12 protein-coding genes are annotated in these 16,983 nt (G+C 74.3%); 10 read left to right on the top strand and 2 right to left on the bottom strand.

What is annotated here, in order from left to right:
- The first annotated feature begins 46 nt into the window (after positions 1–46).
- Positions 47–1,993, top strand: a complete 1,947-nt coding sequence (locus AC5K6T_RS01435; protein ID WP_493204899.1) for a cell division protein PerM — start codon at positions 47–49, stop codon at positions 1,991–1,993.
- Between the two features lie 378 nt (positions 1,994–2,371).
- Here AC5K6T_RS01435 and AC5K6T_RS01440 read toward each other — a convergent pair whose 3' ends face one another.
- Positions 2,372–3,244 (bottom strand): hypothetical protein, encoded by an 873-nt coding sequence (locus tag AC5K6T_RS01440; RefSeq protein WP_493204901.1) that lies wholly within the window; start codon positions 3,242–3,244, stop codon positions 2,372–2,374.
- 424 nt (positions 3,245–3,668) lie between these two features.
- Between AC5K6T_RS01440 and purN the strand changes: the two genes are divergently transcribed.
- Together purN and purH are read left to right on the top strand one after the other, a co-directional pair.
- The gene (purN, locus tag AC5K6T_RS01445; RefSeq protein ID WP_493204902.1) at positions 3,669–4,298 is read left to right on the top strand and encodes a phosphoribosylglycinamide formyltransferase; all 630 of its coding nucleotides are present in this window, start codon (positions 3,669–3,671) and stop codon (positions 4,296–4,298) included.
- Positions 4,295–5,860, top strand: a complete 1,566-nt coding sequence (purH, locus tag AC5K6T_RS01450) for a bifunctional phosphoribosylaminoimidazolecarboxamide formyltransferase/IMP cyclohydrolase (protein WP_493204903.1) — start codon at positions 4,295–4,297, stop codon at positions 5,858–5,860. The genes purN and purH overlap by 4 nt, the downstream gene beginning before the upstream one ends.
- A 256-nt stretch (positions 5,861–6,116) precedes the next feature.
- Here the strand turns inward: purH and AC5K6T_RS01455 are convergent, their stop codons facing one another.
- Positions 6,117–6,719, bottom strand: a complete 603-nt coding sequence (locus tag AC5K6T_RS01455; RefSeq protein WP_493204905.1) for an RDD family protein — start codon at positions 6,717–6,719, stop codon at positions 6,117–6,119.
- Positions 6,720–7,001: 282 nt separating this feature from the next.
- Between AC5K6T_RS01455 and AC5K6T_RS01460 the strand changes: the two genes are divergently transcribed.
- The 7 genes from AC5K6T_RS01460 to AC5K6T_RS01490 all read left to right on the top strand — a co-directional run bounded on the left by AC5K6T_RS01460 (position 7,002) and on the right by AC5K6T_RS01490 (position 16,908).
- Positions 7,002–7,859 carry a bifunctional methylenetetrahydrofolate dehydrogenase/methenyltetrahydrofolate cyclohydrolase gene (locus tag AC5K6T_RS01460; protein ID WP_493204907.1) on the top strand — a complete coding sequence of 286 codons (858 nt, stop codon included), beginning with the start codon at positions 7,002–7,004 and terminating at the stop codon, positions 7,857–7,859.
- Between the two features lie 25 nt (positions 7,860–7,884).
- Complete coding sequence (locus tag AC5K6T_RS01465; protein ID WP_493204908.1) at positions 7,885–8,358, top strand: DUF3017 domain-containing protein; 474 nt, start codon at positions 7,885–7,887, stop codon at positions 8,356–8,358.
- A gap of 465 nt (positions 8,359–8,823) precedes the next feature.
- Positions 8,824–10,065, top strand: coding sequence for a helix-turn-helix domain-containing protein (locus tag AC5K6T_RS01470; RefSeq protein WP_493204910.1), 1,242 nt, complete (start codon positions 8,824–8,826; stop codon positions 10,063–10,065).
- 745 nt (positions 10,066–10,810) lie between these two features.
- Positions 10,811–11,800 (top strand): malate dehydrogenase, encoded by a 990-nt coding sequence (locus tag AC5K6T_RS01475; protein WP_493204911.1) that lies wholly within the window; start codon positions 10,811–10,813, stop codon positions 11,798–11,800.
- Between the two features lie 886 nt (positions 11,801–12,686).
- Positions 12,687–14,195 (top strand): aldehyde dehydrogenase family protein, encoded by a 1,509-nt coding sequence (locus AC5K6T_RS01480; RefSeq protein ID WP_493204913.1) that lies wholly within the window; start codon positions 12,687–12,689, stop codon positions 14,193–14,195.
- Between the two features lie 38 nt (positions 14,196–14,233).
- Complete coding sequence (locus tag AC5K6T_RS01485) at positions 14,234–15,790, top strand: GMC family oxidoreductase (protein ID WP_493204915.1); 1,557 nt, start codon at positions 14,234–14,236, stop codon at positions 15,788–15,790.
- Entirely contained in the window at positions 15,790–16,908 is a 1,119-nt protein-coding gene (locus tag AC5K6T_RS01490) for a quaternary amine ABC transporter ATP-binding protein (protein ID WP_493204917.1), read from the top strand. Before AC5K6T_RS01485 ends, AC5K6T_RS01490 begins: the two co-directional genes overlap by 1 nt.
- Positions 16,909–16,983 lie beyond the last annotated feature (75 nt).

The raw sequence follows: 16,983 nt of genomic DNA on the forward strand, positions 1-16,983 counted from the left end.
TCGGAGGTTTGCCCGTTACGACGGGAAAGCGCGTGTCGTTGGGAGCATGACGGGCGTGATGCCGCTGACCGCACGTCGACCGCCGTTGTCGCTCCTGCTCACCCGGATGCGCGGACGTTCGCCCGGAGTGGCCGCCAGCCTCCTGGGTGGTGCGCTGGCCGCGGGTCTCGGCCTCGGGATGTGCGCGGTGCCGGTGATGCTGCTGTGGGTCAGCTCGCCGTACCCCGACGGCGGGCCGGGCGGCGCGCTGCATGTCGCGGCCGCGCTGTGGCTGCTGGCGCACGGCGCCGAACTGGTCCGCGCCGACACGCTCTCCGGGCTGCCCGCCCCGGTGGGAGTGGTTCCCCTGCTGCTGCTCGTCCTGCCGCTGTGGCTGCTGCACCGGGCGGCGCGGGACGCTGCGGACGGCACGGAGGACGCGCCGCCGGTGGGATGGCGTACGGCGTGGGCGGGGGTGGTGCTCGGCTATCTGGCCGTCGCCGCGCTCGCCGCGCTGTACGCGGCGGGCGGCGACCTGCGCCCCGACTGGCCCTGGACCTGCGTCTGTCTGCCGCTCGTCGCGACGGCCGCGGCCGGGGCGGGAGTGTGGACGGCGTACGGCCGCCCCGGAGACCCCTTGGCCGGGCTGCTGCTCCTGCTGCCCGCCGGGCCGCGCCGCCGCGCCCTGGACCCGGACCGGCGCGACCGGTTCGCCACGGCGGTCCGGTCGGCGGCGGTCGGTCTGAGCGTGCACCTCGGCGGCGGGGCGCTGCTGCTCGCGGCGTCCCTGGTCTGGCACGGGGAGGCGGCCAGAGCGTCCTTCGCGCAGCTGACGGAGGGCTGGTCGGGCCGGTTCGCGGTGCTGCTGCTCTGCCTGGCCCTGCTGCCCAACGCCGTGATCTGGTCCGCCTGCTACGCCCTCGGCCCCGGCTTCGCGCTGGCGGCCGGGCATCTGACGCATCCGCTGCACTCCGACCCGGCTCCGCTGCTGCCGCCCTTCCCGCTGCTGGCGGCGGTCCCGGAGCCGGGTCCCGGCTCGCCGCTGACCTGGTCGGCGGCGGGGGTGCCGCTGGCGGCCGGGATGGCGCTGGGCTGGTTCACGGCCCGCGCGGCGGCGCCGGGGAAGAGGGATGCGCGGCACGGGCGGCCGGCCGGACGGACGAAACGGCGGACGGACTCGCGGACAGACCCGCGGACGGACCCGCGGACGGACTCGCGGACGGGCGGGCGGACGGGCGGAGAGGTGTGGTCCCGGGGCCGGCTGGTGCGGGTGACCGGCGTCGCGGTCGCCCTGTGCGCTGCCGGGCTGGCCGGGGCGGCCGCACTGTCGGGCGGCCCGCTCGGGGTGGCCGCGCTCGCCCGGTTCGGCCCGGTGTGGTGGCAGGCCGGGGTGGCGGCGCTGCTCTGGGGCGGGCTGGTGGCGCTGCCGGTGGCCGTGACCGGGCGTGCGTGGCGCTGCCGTGACCGGGTGCCGCTGCGGGTACGCATCGCCCGGCAGCGCGCCCGGACGACGACGCCCCTGTCTCCGGGTGATGCGGCTGGTGCGGATGGAGCGCAGCCGGTCGGTGGGCCGGCCGACGGTGGGGACGCGGGGTCCGCGGGGCCCGGGGAACCAGGGGGCCCGGAGAGCGGCGCCGCCCCGGACGGGCACCCGGCCGAGGAGCCGTACGATCTGCTCCCGGCCGGTCCTCACCCGGAGTCCGTGCCGCACCCGCACCCGCCCTGGCACGACTCCCGGCGCGACTCCCGGCGCGACTTCCGGCACGACTTCCGGCACGATGACGACTCGCGCCGCGCCCGCTGGAGGGCCCTGGAGGAGGCGGCGGCACCGGGCCAGACCCCCGGGGCGCCGGAGAAGGAGGGGCAAGGACAGGAGAGTCCGGCCGGAGCGAGCCCAGCCCCAGGGAGCCCGTTTCCGGAAGGTCCGGCCCCGGGGAGCCCGATTCCGGAAGGCCGGGTCCCGGGGAGTCCGGGGGAGCCGCCGCCGACCGACCTGCCGGGCCGATGCGACTAGGGCGTGTTTCGAAAGTCCCGCCTGCCTGGCGGCGTCTGGCACGCACGCTCGCCGCGTTGTCGGGCTCGCCCCGATACATCCAGTATCGGGGCGACCCTCCGCCTTGCGATCGCACGCACCAGACGCCGCCAGGCCTGCCCTTCGGGCAGACGACGCTACTTTCGAAACACGCCCTAGGCTCCCCGCTCAAGGTGCCGCGGTGCGCCGTCGTGCGACCGCGGCGCCGTCGTGGCTGTCCGCGCAGTTCCCGGCGTCCCCTCAGGGCGCGGTGGAGCCGCGGCGGGTCCGGTCCGGTCTGCTTGGCGGTCTCGCCGCCGTATCGGCGTGCCGGACCGGCGGCAGGCCGTGCCCCTGCGGCGGACCTCTGCGGTCAGCGTCTCAGCTGTCGGTCCCCAGCACGCCGCGCAGTTCCTCCGGCAGGAGCTCGCTGCACGCCTGCTTCGCCTCGTTGGTGAGGGCGTCCTTGGTGCAGGTGTAGTAGTCGCGGTAGACGAGCTGAGCGGTGAAGGTCGCCGCGACGAGGGCGAGTGCGAGGGACCCGGTGACCAGACCGCTGACGGCGGCGGTGGTCTGCGGACGGCCCTGCGGGGCGGGGGCGGGCTGGTCCGGGTCGGGTGTGCGCGGGCGGGTGCGCAGCGAGCTGATGCCCCAGTACAGGGCGAGCGCGCCGAGCAGCAGGGCCACGTACGGCCAGCCGAAGAGGGCGAAGAAGAAGGCCCACATGCCGGACAGCAGCGCGTAGCGTGCGCGGCGTTGGGCGGGGTCGGTGGGGTCCCAGCGCATCGGGGGGCCCGGCCGGCCGCCTCCGGGGCCGCCGTTCTGGTCGCCGCGGGGTCGGTCGCCGAAGCCGCCGGAGGAGCGGCCGGGCTGGCGGTCGCTCCACCGGGGGCCCCAGGACGAGTCGTCGCCACGGTCGTCACCGGAGCCCTCGCCGGAGTCGTCGCCGGACGGCCGGTGGCGAGGCTGCCACGGTCGGTCCGGGGTGCCCTCCGGCGGCGGGGCGAAGGGGTTGTCGTCCTGGCCGGGCCCGCCCTCGCGGCCGCGGTCGTCGGAACCACCGGACGCCCCCGGGGAACCGGAGGACCCCGAAGACCCCGAAGACCCTGCGGACCCCGAGGACCCGGAGGACGATCCGCCCGAGGGGGCGTCGGGCGGCGAGGAGGGGCGCTCCCGCAGCAGCAGGCCGCCGCTCCCCCCTCCCTGCGCCGACAGCGGGGGGAGCGTGAGAAGTCGCAGGCTGCGATCCGGCATCAAGAGAGCGTCTTCCCTTTGGTGATGACAACTGGTGATGACAACTGGTGACGAGGACTGGTGACGGGGACTGGTGACGGGGACTGGCGGTGAGGAACGCGGTGACGACTGGCCTGGCTGGTGCTGACACGGACGGGCGGCGACGGCGGCGCGACAACGACCGACGATGCCAGCTCGACCGGGCCCGTCGACTGCTCAACGCACCGCGCGCGAGGCACGTTCCCGGTCCGGCTCCCCCAGACGCTACCTCCCGGCCACGCCCCCGTCCCGTGGGGGCCGCCCGGAGTGCCGGTATCGTTGCTGACGGCCGACCGCTTCGTAGGCTTCCCCGTATCGGAGGGCGCGAAGCATTCGTACGAACGTACAGACGCAACGGACGTGCACCCCGGCCCCTCCCGTCGCACCCCCGAGAAAGGGCCCCGCCGTGGCCGCCAAGCCCGTGGCCAAGCGCCTCGTCGTGCTGGTCTCCGGATCCGGCACCAACCTCCAGGCACTCCTCGACGAGATCGCCGCCGTCGGCCCGGAGGCGTACGGCGCCGAGGTCGTGGCCGTGGGCGCCGACCGGGCGGGCATCGAGGGGCTCGCCCGTGCCGAGCGGGCCGGGCTGCCGACCTTCGTGTGCCGGGTCAAGGACCACGCCGGCCGCGAGGAGTGGGATGCCGCGCTCACCGAGGCGGTGGCCGCGTACCAGCCCGACCTGGTGGTCTCGGCGGGCTTCATGAAGATCGTCGGCAAGGAGTTCCTGGCCCGCTTCGGCGGCCGGTTCGTGAACACCCATCCGGCTCTCCTGCCCAGTTTTCCCGGGGCCCACGGCGTGCGGGACGCGCTCGCGTACGGCGCCAGGGTCACCGGCTGCACCGTCCACTTCGTCGACGACGGCGTCGACACCGGACCGATCATCGCCCAGGGCGTGGTCGAGGTCCGGGACGAGGACGACGAGAGCGCTCTGCACGAGCGCATCAAGGAAGTCGAGCGCAGGCTGCTCGTCGACGTCGTGGGGCGGCTCGCCCGCAACGGCTATCGCATCGAGGGACGAAAGGTAGTTATCCAGTGACCGCCGAGAGCAACAAGAGGCCGATGCGCAGGGCGCTCGTCAGCGTCTACGACAAGACCGGTCTGGAGGACCTCGCGCGGGGGCTGCACGAGGCCGGCGTCGAGCTGGTCTCCACCGGGTCCACCGCCGGGCGGATCGCCGCGGCCGGGGTCCCGGTCACCAGGGTCGAAGAGCTCACCGGATTCCCCGAGTGCCTGGACGGCCGGGTGAAGACCCTGCACCCGAAGGTGCACGCCGGCATCCTCGCCGACCTCCGGCTGGACAGCCACCGCGAGCAGCTCGCCGAGCTGGGCGTGGAGCCGTTCGACCTGGTGGTCGTGAACCTCTACCCGTTCCGGGAGACCGTCGCCTCGGGAGCGTCGCCCGACGAGTGCGTCGAGCAGATCGACATCGGCGGCCCGTCCATGGTCCGCGCGGCCGCCAAGAACCACCCGTCGGTGGCCGTGGTCACCAGCCCCGCCCGGTACGCCGACGTCCTGGCGGCCGTCCGGGGCGGCGGCTTCGACCTGGCCGCCCGCAAGCGGCTGGCCGCCGAGGCGTTCCAGCACACGGCGGCCTACGACGTGGCGGTGGCGAGCTGGTTCGCGTCGTCCTACGCGCCCGTCGACGCGTCGCCGTTCCCCGACTTCCTGGGCGCCACCTGGGAGCGCCGCAGCACCCTGCGCTACGGCGAGAACCCGCACCAGCCGGCGGCGCTCTACGTGGACGGCACGGGCGGCGGCCTGGCCGAGGCGGAGCAGCTGCACGGCAAGGAGATGTCGTACAACAACTACACGGACACCGACGCCGCGCGCCGTGCCGCGTACGACCACGACGAGCCGGCTGTCGCGATCATCAAGCACGCCAACCCGTGCGGCATCGCGGTCGGCGCGGACGTCGCCGAGGCGCACCGCAAGGCCCACGCCTGCGACCCGCTGTCCGCGTTCGGCGGGGTCATCGCCGTCAACCGGCCGGTCAGCAGGGAGATGGCCGAGCAGGTCGCGGAGATCTTCACCGAGGTCATCGTCGCCCCGGACTACGAGGAGGGCGCGCTGGAGGCCCTCGCCAGGAAGAAGAACATCCGCGTCCTGCGGGCACCGGCCGCCCCGGCCGCGCCCGTCGAGGTCAGGGCCGTCGACGGCGGCGCACTGCTCCAGGCCGCCGACCGCCTCCAGGCCGAGGGCGACGACCCCGGCAACTGGACGCTCGCGACGGGCGAGGCGCTCTCCGCGCCGGAACTCGCCGAGCTGGCCTTCGCCTGGCGGGCCTGCCGCGCGGTGAAGTCCAACGCCATCCTGCTCGCCAAGGACGGCGCCTCCGTCGGTGTCGGCATGGGCCAGGTCAACCGCGTCGACTCCGCGAAGCTCGCGGTGGAGCGGGCGGGCGAGGACCGGGCACGCGGCTCCTACGCCGCCTCCGACGCCTTCTTCCCCTTCCCCGACGGACTGGAGATCCTCGTCTCGGCCGGGGTCAAGGCCGTGGTGCAGCCGGGCGGTTCGGTCCGCGACGAGCAGGTCGTGGAGGCCGCGCGGAAGGCGGGCGTCACGATGTACTTCACGGGGACGCGGCACTTCTTCCACTGACGCTCCGGCCGGTCGCCGGTCGCCGAGCGCCCGGCGACCGGCCGTCGGGCAGTACGACGGAGGGCGGCCTCCACCCCGCGCGGGGTGGAGGCCGCCCTCCGTCGTAGCCGTCGGGTCGGGTCCGGCCAGGTCTGCCCCGGACGGGACCGAACCTGACGTGACCTGCCCCGACCCGATCCGACCTGACCCGATCCGACCTGACCCGGCCCGATCCGACCTGACCCGGCCCGATCCGACCGGACCGGGCCGGACGGGCTCAGTTCGAGCGGATCACGATCGAGCCGCACACCTTGTCGGCGAAGGTCTGGCGCTTGGAGTCCCAGGCCGGCCACAGGTAGCCGAGGTAGCAGGGCAGGCTGTCCAGGAAGTGGGCCAGCTGGCGCACGAACGCCATGCCGCCGCCGAGCGGCTGCCCGGTCTCCTCCTTCAGCGTGCGGATGCCGACCGCCTTCTTGCCGATGGTCTGGCCGGTCTTGCCCTCCATGATCACCAGCCAGACGAACACGCCGACGCAGCCGAGGAAGCCGATCATGGCGAGGAACGGGCTGTTGTCGCCGAACAGGACAAGCAGGTACGGAACCATGTAGATCAGGCTGTCGACCAGCCGGGCGAGGACGCGCTGGCCCCAGTTCGCGTAGGCCGGCGGCATGCCGTAGCCGTAGCCGGGCTGCTGCGGGTACCCCGGCTGCTGGGGGTATCCGGGCTGCTGCGGGTAACCGGGCTGCTGGGGGTAGCCGTAGCCGGGCTGCTGCGGGGGGACGCCCTGCGGGGGGACGCCCGGCGGGGTCTGCGGTTGGCCGTAGCCCTGCTGCCCGTCGTCGGGCCGGCCGTAGGGCGAGTTGGGCGCGCCGAAACTCATGGCGGTTTTTCCTCCGTTGACACTGCTGATGGTGCGGGGACGCGGATGGAACGGAGGAACGTCAGGATCTGAGCGGTTTGCCCCCCAACCGGACCGCGATGCTGCGCCGTTCATCGTGATCGGAGAGGCAACTTCTTGTCCAGTCAGATCGAAAGACGTTGTGCAAGTGCAACAATATGATCATGTCTGGACATCCGGGGCGGTGGCCGCCGTCGGCCCGGTCTCCGCACGGAGGGCGGACCGGATTGGTACCGCGGGCCCGTCATCCGGGAGGATGGGGCCATGACCGCCCAGATTCTCGATGGCAAGGCCACCGCAGCCGCGATCAAGTCCGACCTGACCGCCCGCGTGGCGGCGCTGAGGGAGCAGGGCGTCACGCCCGGCCTCGGCACGATCCTCGTCGGGGACGACCCCGGCAGCCAGAAGTACGTCGCCGGCAAGCACCGCGACTGCGCGGAGGTCGGCATCGCCTCCATCCAGCGCGAACTGCCCGCCACGGCCACCCAGGAGGAGATCGAGGCGGTCGTCCGCGAGCTCAACGAGGACCCGGCCTGCACCGGCTACATCGTGCAGCTGCCACTGCCCCGCGGCATCGACGAGAACCGCATCCTGGAACTGATGGACCCGGCGAAGGACGCCGACGGACTGCACCCGATGAACCTCGGCCGGCTCGTCCTCAACGAGCCCGCCCCGCTGCCCTGCACGCCCAACGGCGTCCTCACCCTGCTGCGCCGCCACGGCGTGGAGATCAAGGGCGCCGAGGTCGTCGTGGTCGGGCGCGGGGTCACCATCGGGCGGCCGATGCCGCTGCTGCTGACCCGCCGCTCCGAGAACGCCACGGTCACCCAGTGCCACACCGGCACCCGCGACCTGTCCTCGCACCTCAAGCGCGCCGACATCATCGTCGCCGCGGCCGGCTCCGCGCACCTGATCCGCGCCGAGGACGTCAAGCCGGGCGCCGCCGTGCTCGACGTCGGCGTCTCCCGCAGCGCCGAGGGCAAGATCGTCGGGGACGTCCACCCCGACGTGCGGGAGGTGGCCGGCTGGATCTCCCCCAACCCCGGTGGCGTCGGCCCCATGACCCGGGCCCAGCTGCTGGTCAACGTCGTCGAGGCGGCCGAGCGCAGTGCGGGCCGGTAGCCGGCCCGAGGGTGCCGCGCCCCGGGTGCGGGACGCGGTCGACGCCCCCGACGCCCCCGACGCCCCCGACGCCCCCGACGCCCCCGACGCCCCCGACGCCGAGGACCCTCCACGGCGCACGACGCGGCGCTTCCCGCGGATCACCCGCGACACCGCGCGGCCCGAGGGCGGCGGCCGCGCCGCGTCCGGTGTCGCGCCCGCCCGGCAGTGGCCCCTGCTCGCCGTGCTCGGCACGGTCGCCGTCGGCCTGCTGGTCACGGCCCTGGACCACTTCCGGGTCGGCGCGCTGCTGATCGGTGCCGCGCTGCTCGCGGGCGCCGTCCTGCGCTGGCTGCTGCCCCGGGTCGGCATGCTCGCGGTGCGCTCCCGCTTCACCGACATCGTGACGTACGGCGTGCTGGGGCTGGCCATCGTGCTGCTGGCGCTGATGGTCCAGCCCAAGCCGTGGCTGGAGATCCCGTTCCTGAAGGACACGCTGCACTTCACCGTCGACAACTGACGCGCCGCCGGCCCGCACGGCCCGGCACGAGGGCGGGGCGGGAGCGACGCGCAGCGGCAAGGTCACGTGCCGGTGTCCGTTGTGTCGATGTACGGATACGTCCGCGGCACGGACCCGACGTGCCCGCCCGCCGGTGGATACCGTGTGCGGTCGGGACGGTCGGGACGGTCGGGACCGTCGGGACCGTCGGGGCCGGCCCGTCGGCGCGCGGCGCGGCCCCTCGCCGCCGGGCGGAGGTCACGTCCGGGGTGTGGCTGTCTCCGGCCGGAATCGGTGGAACACTGGACCGCGGTCCGACGGAGTGCGACGGAGCACCCCCGCGGAACGCGCCCCGTGCGCCCCGCACCCCGGGAACCGGGATCCCGAACCGCGCATCCCTGTGGATGGCCGGCTCGCGACCCGGCGGCAGGGCGGTCACACGGGGGCACACCATGAGCACGTACCGGGGGGAAGAGGGGGAGAGCGATGCCTCGCTGGAAGGCTTTGCCCGATGAGCTCGATCCGCAGATCAGGGAGTTCACCAGTCAGCTGCGGCGCCTGGTGGACCGCAGCGGCCTGAGCGTCGCCGCGGTCTCCGACCAGACCGGCTACAGCAGGACGTCCTGGGACCGCTACCTGAACGGACGGCTGCTCGCGCCCAAGGGAGCCATCGTCGCCCTCGCCGAGGTCACCGGCACCAACCCGGTCCACCTGACCACCATGTGGGAGCTCGCCGAACGCGCCTGGAGCCGTGCGGAGATGCGCCACGACATGACCATGGAAGCCATCAGGATCTCGCAGGCGCGTGCCGCGCTCAGCGAGTTCGGGCCGCCTCCGGGCAACGCCAAGGGCGCCGGGACGTCCCGCAGGGGCGGCTCCGCGACCGTCGCGCCGGGCGCCGACGACTCCGCGGGCGGGCCGGTCCCCGGACACGCCGGGCGTGCCGTGCCCGGCGTCCCGGTCCAGCCGTCGGGGCCCGCGGCCGACCTCCGCGACGCCGGGACGCCCGCGGGCGAGGAGCCCTCGGGCGTCAACTCCTGGAACGTCGCCGGCTACCGGGGCCCTTCCCCGACCGGCCGCAGGCCCGCCACTGCACCGGCCGCGGCCGCCGCCCCGGCCGCGGGCCACGGGGCGGGTGCGGGGTTGGCGGACGGCGGCGGCCGTGCCGAGGACACGCCGGGTTCCGGCGGCGCGTTCGGGGCGCCGCCGGGCGGTTCCCCGGCGGCCGCACGAGGCGGCCGCGGCCGCCGGCCGGCCATGTTCGTCGCCGGTGCCGTCGGCCTGGTGGTCGTGCTGGCCGCCGCGTACCTGCTCGCCGACCGCGGCGGCCGGGACGGCGAGGCCGCCGCGCCCACGGCCTCGCCCACCGTGACCGAGGAGCCCGTGCTGCCGCCCGGGGTGGACTGCGTCGGCGCGAGCTGCACCGGCGAGGACGCCGAGGCGATGGGGTGCAGCGGCGACCTGGTCACCACCACCGCCACCGCCACGGCCGGCACGACCGTCGTCGAGGTCCGCTACAGCGAGACGTGCCAGGCCGCGTGGGGCCGCATCACCGCCGCCGCCCAGGGCGACGAGGTGACGGTCAAGGTCGGTACGAGCAGCCGGCGCAGCACCGTCACCGAGGCCGGCGACACCAGCGCGTACACCCCGATGGTGGCCGTGCGGGACGCGGCCGAGGCGGTGGCCTGCGCGGCCCTCGCGGCCGGCACCACCACCTGCACGGAGTGACGCCGCCCCCGGCCGCTGGGCCGGGCCGGGAACGCCGCTTCCGTGGCGGGGCCCGGGCCGGCGGCCCCTCCGGGCGCGCCGCCGGCGAGCGACGTGGCGGGGCGCCGGATGCCCGCGGCCGTACGCGCCGGACTCCGGCACGCGGGCCGAGGCCTCCGGGTGTTCCCGGCCGCTCCGGCGGGACCGGAGCCTGAGCGCATGTGTCCGCGCGGATCCCCGGCACTTCGGGCCGCGGCGTCGTCTCCGCCCTCCCCGGACCGGCGCGCGGGCGGTCCGCCCGCCCGGGCGTCCGGGCCCTGCCCCGCGCGGTGCGGCGCACGCCCCTCGGTCCTCCCGGCCCCCGCCCACGCGTTCGCGGTGCCGTCCCGCCCGGCCGCAGACCGATCCGGCGCCCCCCCCGCTCCGCCGCCCCGGCCGGCCGGGTGCCGGGGCCGGACGGGCAGGCATGGGTGACCGGATCCGGGGCATGTGTGCGGTGCCCCCTCAGGAGTCCGGTCCGTTCGGCACGCCCGTTCGGCGTCCGGACCGCCCGTCCTCCCCCGGGCGGACGGCCGTCGCCCGCGTCCCCCCGGGGCCGTCCTGGCCGGTACGTGACTCCTGTGGGCCGGGCCACACCGACCCGGACGACGGGGATCACGCGGGCGCGATAGCCTGACCGCTGGATCTCTTGATACCAAGAGATCGATCATCTGTACGTCCGCACCGGGGCAGTGCCGCCCCATGTCAGCTTCATACGGAGAACGCCATGACCCGCACTCCCGTGAACGTCACCGTCACCGGCGCGGCCGGCCAGATCGGTTACGCCCTGCTCTTCCGCATCGCCTCCGGCCAGCTGCTCGGCGCGGACGTACCGGTCAACCTGCGCCTGCTGGAGATCACCCCGGCGCTCAAGGCCGCCGAGGGCACGGCCATGGAGCTGGACGACTGCGCCTTCCCGCTGCTGCGCGGCATCGAGATCAGCGACGACCCGAACGTCGCCTTCGACGGCGCGAACGTGGCCCTGCTGGTCGGCGCCCGCCCCCGCACCAAGGGCATGGAGCGCGGCGACCTCCTGGAGGCCAACGGCGGCATCTTCAAGCCGCAGGGCCGGGCCATCAACGACCACGCCGCGGACGACGTCAAGGTCCTGGTCGTCGGCAACCCGGCCAACACCAACGCGCTCATCGCGCAGGCCGCCGCGCCGGACGTGCCGGCCGAGCGGTTCACCGCGATGACCCGCCTCGACCACAACCGCGCGCTGACCCAGCTCGCGAAGAAGACCGGTACGCCGGTGTCGGAGATCCAGCGCCTGACCATCTGGGGCAACCACTCCGCGACCCAGTACCCGGACATCTTCCACGCCACGCTCGCCGGCAAGAACGCCGCCGAGGTCGTGAACGACGAGCAGTGGCTGGCCGACACGTTCATCCCGACCGTCGCCAAGCGCGGTGCGGCGATCATCGAGGCCCGTGGCGCGTCCTCCGCCGCCTCGGCCGCCAACGCCGCCGTCGACCACGTCCACACCTGGGTCAACGGCACCGCCGACGGCGACTGGACGTCCATGGGCATCCCGTCGGACGGCTCCTACGGCGTCCCGGAGGGCCTCATCTCCTCCTTCCCCGTCACCTGCAAGGACGGCGCCTACGAGATCGTCCAGGGCCTGGAGATCAACGAGTTCTCCCGCGCCCGCATCGACGCCTCCGTCAAGGAGCTGGCGGAGGAGCGCGAGGCGGTCCGCGCCCTCGGCCTCATCTGAGTCCGCCGTACGAGGCTCTCCTCCGGGGTCCGGTCCAGGGGCCCGGAGCAGGGCTCCGGGGCGATACCCGGCCGGGATCCCGGTGGGGCCCGGCCGGGGTTCCGGTGCCGCTCCGAGACCGTCGTCCGCGGCCTCCGTCCCGGGCGGGCTCCGCGACGTCCGGCCGGTGTGTGACCGGGTCCGCGATCATGCGCTAGAGTTGATCACGCACCGGTCGCCGGAACCACCCGGAACCGGCCGTGCGTTGGTGGTCCAAGGAAAGACGCCCCGCTTCCTGCGGGGAGATGCAGGTGCAAGGCCTGCCCAGCGCTCCATCGCCGAAAGTCCCCCTCCGCCTCTGGCGGAGGGGGACTTTCGCGTTTCCCGGTCCCACCGCGCCGGTGCCCGTGGCGCGCCGGCGCCCATGCCGCCGCGATGCCGCGATGCCGCGGTGCGGTGGTGCCGCGATGCGGTGGTGCCGCGGTGCGGCGAGGCCGCTCGGTGCGGCGATGCCGCGATGCCGCGGTGCGGCGGTGCCGCGGTCCGGCGATGCCGCGGTCCGGAGGTACCGCGATGCGGCGAGGCCGCGGTGCGGCCGCACCGTGACAGCGCGGTGCGGCGGTGCCGTGACGTGGTCGGACGGTGACTCTGTGCTGTCGCGATGCCGAACCGGCCGAGGCGGTGGCGTCGTCTTCGCTCCGGAGCGCCCGACCGTAGGTTTGCCCGTTTCGTTCGTGTATGCACCCGCCCTTCGGGCCCGTACCCGGGGACTTTCAGTGACGCCGAACACTTTCCGCCACCAATTCGGCATGCCCCGGTGCAGGTGGGGGCAGGCGCTCCCGGTCCCCGAGGGTGACACAGACGTGACACAGGGGAACGAAACAGGAACGGAAGGCAGAACCCAGCAATGGCGGACACAGCGGAACATCGCACTCGGCAGACCGTCCACGTGGCCGGACAGTGGCACGCGGCGGTCGCCGGTGCCACACGCGAGATCCTCGACCCGACGGACGGCATCCCCTTCGCCGTCGTCGCGGAGGGCGACGCACAGGACGCGGACCTGGCCGTGGCCGCCGCTCACCGCGCCTTCGACGGCGGGCAGGGGGCCTGGCCCCGTACCCCCGTCGCCGAGCGCGCCGCCCTGCTGCGGCGGGTCGCCGACCTCCTGGACCGCGACCGTGAGCGGCTCGGTCTGCTGGAGGCGCGCGACGCCGGCAAGACCGCCGAAGAGGGCCGTATCGACATCGACTGCGTCTCCGCCGCCTTCCGCTACTTCGCCGACCTCGTCGCCGCGGAGGCCCCCGGCCGCGTCGTGGACGCCGGCACCCCGGACGTGCACAGTGTCGTCGTGCACGAGCCCGTCGGCGTGTGCGCGCTGATCACGCCCTGGAACTACCCGCTGCTCCAGGCCAGCTGGAAGATCGCGCCGGCCCTGGCCGCCGGGAACACCTTCGTGGTCAAGCCCAGCGAGATCACCCCGATGACCACCATCGCCCTGATGGACCTGCTGGCCGAGGCGGGCCTGCCGGCCGGGGTCGCCAACCTCGTCACCGGGCCCGGCCACACCGTCGGCGCCCGCCTCGCCGAACACCCCGACGTCGACCTGGTCTCCTTCACCGGCGGCCTGGTCAGCGGCGTCAAGGTGGCCCAGGCCGCGGCCGTCACGGTCAAGAAGGTCGCCCTCGAACTCGGCGGCAAGAACCCCAACGTCGTCTTCGCCGACGCCTGCGCCACCGAGAAGGGCTTCGACACGGCCGTCGACCAGGCCCTCAACGCCGCCTTCATCCACAGCGGCCAGGTCTGCTCGGCCGGCTCCCGCCTCATCGTCGAGGAGTCCGTCCGTGACCGCTTCGTCGCCGAACTCGCCCGGCGTGCCTCCCGCATCCGCCTCGGCCGCGGCACCGACGACGGCGTCGAGTGCGGCCCGCTGGTCTCCGAGCAGCAGCGCGACAAGGTCGAGGCGTACGTGGCGTCCGCGCTCAACGAGGGCGCGGTGCTGCGCACCGGCGGCAAGCGCCCCGACGGGCCCGGCTACTTCTACGAGCCGACCGTCCTGGACCGCTGCCACCGCGACATGAAGGTCGTCCGCGAGGAGGTCTTCGGCCCGGTCCTCACCGTGGAGACCTTCCGTACCGAGGACGAGGCCGTCACCCTCGCCAACGACACCGAGTACGGCCTGGCCGGCGGCGTGTGGACCGCCGACCCGGGGCGCGCCCGGCGGGTCGCCGCCCGGCTGCGGCACGGCACGGTCTGGATCAACGACTTCCACCCGTACCTGCCGCAGGCGGAGTGGGGCGGCTTCGGCAGGAGCGGAACGGGCCGCGAGCTCGGCCCGTCCGGGCTCGCCGAGTACCGCGAGACCAAGCACGTCTACCAGAACCTCGCGCCCGAGCCCGTCCGCTGGTTCGCCGGCTGACCGTCCACCCCCCACCGCAGACTTCCGGAGAACATCCCGTGTCCGACACCACCCCTGAGCACCTCTACGACTACGTCGTGGTCGGCGGCGGCACCGCAGGCTCCGTCATCGCCTCCCGCCTCACCGAGAACCCCGACGTCACCGTCGCCGTCATCGAGGGCGGCCCCAGCGACATCGACCGTGAGGACGTCCTCACCCTGCGCCGCTGGATGGGCCTGCTCGGCGGCGAACTCGACTACGAGTACACGACCGTGGAGCAGCCGAACGGCAACTCCCACATCCTGCACAGCCGCGCCAAGGTCCTCGGCGGCTGCTCCTCGCACAACACCCTCATCGCGTTCAAGCCGCTGCCCGCCGACTGGGACGAGTGGGAGGCCGCCGGCGCCACCGGCTGGGGCGCGGTGCCGATGGAGGCGTACTACGCGCGGCTGCGCAACAACATCGTGCGCGTCGCCGACCAGGACCAGAACGCCATCGCCAAGGACTGGATCGAGGCGACCAAGGCCGCCACCGGCGTCGCCGAGGTCACCGGCTTCAACGCCAAGCCCTTCCACGAGGGCGTCGGCTTCCTCGACCTCGCCTACCACCCCGAGAACAACAAGCGTTCCTCGGCCTCCGTCGCCTACCTCCACCCGCACATGGAGGCCGGCGACCGCCCCAACCTCACGCTGCTGCTGGAGACCTGGGCCCACCGGCTGGAGCTGGACGGCACCCGCGCCACCGGCGTCCACGTGCGCACCAAGGACGGCACCGAGCAGCTGATCTCCGCCCGCCGCGAGGTCGTGGTCTCGGCCGGAGCCGTGGACTCGCCGCGGCTGCTGATGCTGTCCGGCATCGGCCCCAAGGGCGACCTGGAGAAGCTCGGCATCCCCGTCGTGCACGACCTGCCCGGCGTCGGCGAGAACCTCCAGGACCACCCCGAGTCGGTGATCGTCTGGGAGACCAACCGGCCGCTGCCGGAGAACTCCGCGATGGACTCCGACGCCGCGTTGTTCGTGCGCCGGGACGACACGCAGGACCTGCCCGACCTGATGTTCCACTTCTACCAGATCCCGTTCACCGACAACCCGGAGCGGCTGGGCTACGAACGCCCCGCGCACGGCGTGTCGATGACCCCGAACATCCCCAAGTCCCGCGCCCGCGGCCGGCTCTACCTGACCAGCGCCGACCCCGAGGCCAAGCCCGCCCTGGACTTCCGCTACTTCACCGACGAGGACGGCTACGACGCGCAGACCCTCGTCGACGGCGTGAAGATCGCCCGCGCGATCGCGAAGACCGAACCGTTCGCGGGCTGGCTGGAGCGGGAGGTCTTCCCCGGACCCGAGGTCACCGACGACGAGCAGCTCAGCGAGCTGCTGCGCAAGGCCCACCACACCGTCTACCACCCGGCGGGCACCTGCCGGATGGGCGCGGCCGACGACGAACTCGCCGTCGTCGACCCGGAGCTGAGGGTCCGCGGCCTCGACGCCCTGCGCGTGGTCGACGCCTCCGTCTTCCCCACCCTGCCCTCGGTGAACCCGATGATCGGCGTACTCATGGTCGGCGAGAAGGCAGCAGAGCTGCTGGCCGGCCCCAGTGAAGGGAACCAGGCCTGATGAGCGGCATATCCCACCCCGCGAAGCCCGTCCTCGGCGAGGACGGCGGCACCCCCGCGGACGCGGGCGCCGCCGCCGCGCCGCCCGTCTTCAGCGTCCGTGAGCTGTGGAAGGTGTTCGGCCCGAAGGCCGACCGCGTCCCCGGCAACCCGGAGTACGCCGGCCTGTCCCAGGCCGACCTGCGTGCCGCGACCGGCTGCACCGCGGCCGTCCGGGACGTCTCCTTCGACGTCCGCAAGGGCGAGGTCTTCGTCGTCATGGGCCTGTCCGGCTCCGGCAAGTCCACCCTGGTGCGCTGCCTGACCCGGCTCATCGAACCGACCTCCGGCACCCTGGAGATCGACGGCGAGGACGTCCTCGCCATGGACAAGAACCGGCTGCGCGAGCTGCGCCGGCACCGCGCCGCCATGGTCTTCCAGCACTTCGGCCTGCTGCCGCACCGCTCCGTCCTGGACAACGTGGCCTACGGCCTGGAGATCCAGGGCATGCCCAAGGCGCAGCGCCGCGAGCGCGCCGCCGAGATGGTCGCCAAGGTCGGCCTGGAGGGCCTGGAGGCCCGCCGGCCCGGCCAGCTCTCCGGCGGCCAGCAGCAGCGCGTCGGCCTGGCCCGCGCGCTCGCCTCCGACCCGGAGGTGCTGCTGTTCGACGAGCCGTTCAGCGCGCTCGACCCGCTGATCCGGCGGGACATGCAGGAGGAGGTCATCCGCCTGCACCACGAGGAGGGCCGCACCATGGTCTTCATCACCCACGACCTGAGCGAGGCGCTGCGCGTCGGCGACCGCATCGCCCTGATGCGGGACGGCCAGATCGTGCAGCTCGGCACGCCCGAGGAGATCGTCGGCTCGCCCGCCGACGCCTACGTCCGCGACTTCGTCCGCGACGTGCCCCGCGAGCAGGTCATGACCGTCCGTACGGCGATGCGCCCCGGCGGCTGCGAGGGTCCCGAGCACCCCTCGGCGCTCACCCCCGGCACCGTCGTCACCGACGCCATCGAGAGGGTCGCCCGCACCGGCCGCGCCGCCTGCGTCGTCGAGGACGGCCGCTGCCTCGGCCAGGTCGACCACGCCGACCTGCTGCGGGTCGTGGCCGGCCTGGAGCGCGAGGAGGTGGCCGCGTGACACGCACCCCGGACACACGCCCCCTGAGCGTCCCCGCCGCCCCCGAGCCGGCACGCGTCCCCGCACGCGCCGCCG

The sequence above is a fragment of the Streptomyces sp. B8-7 genome (assembly GCF_058833805.1).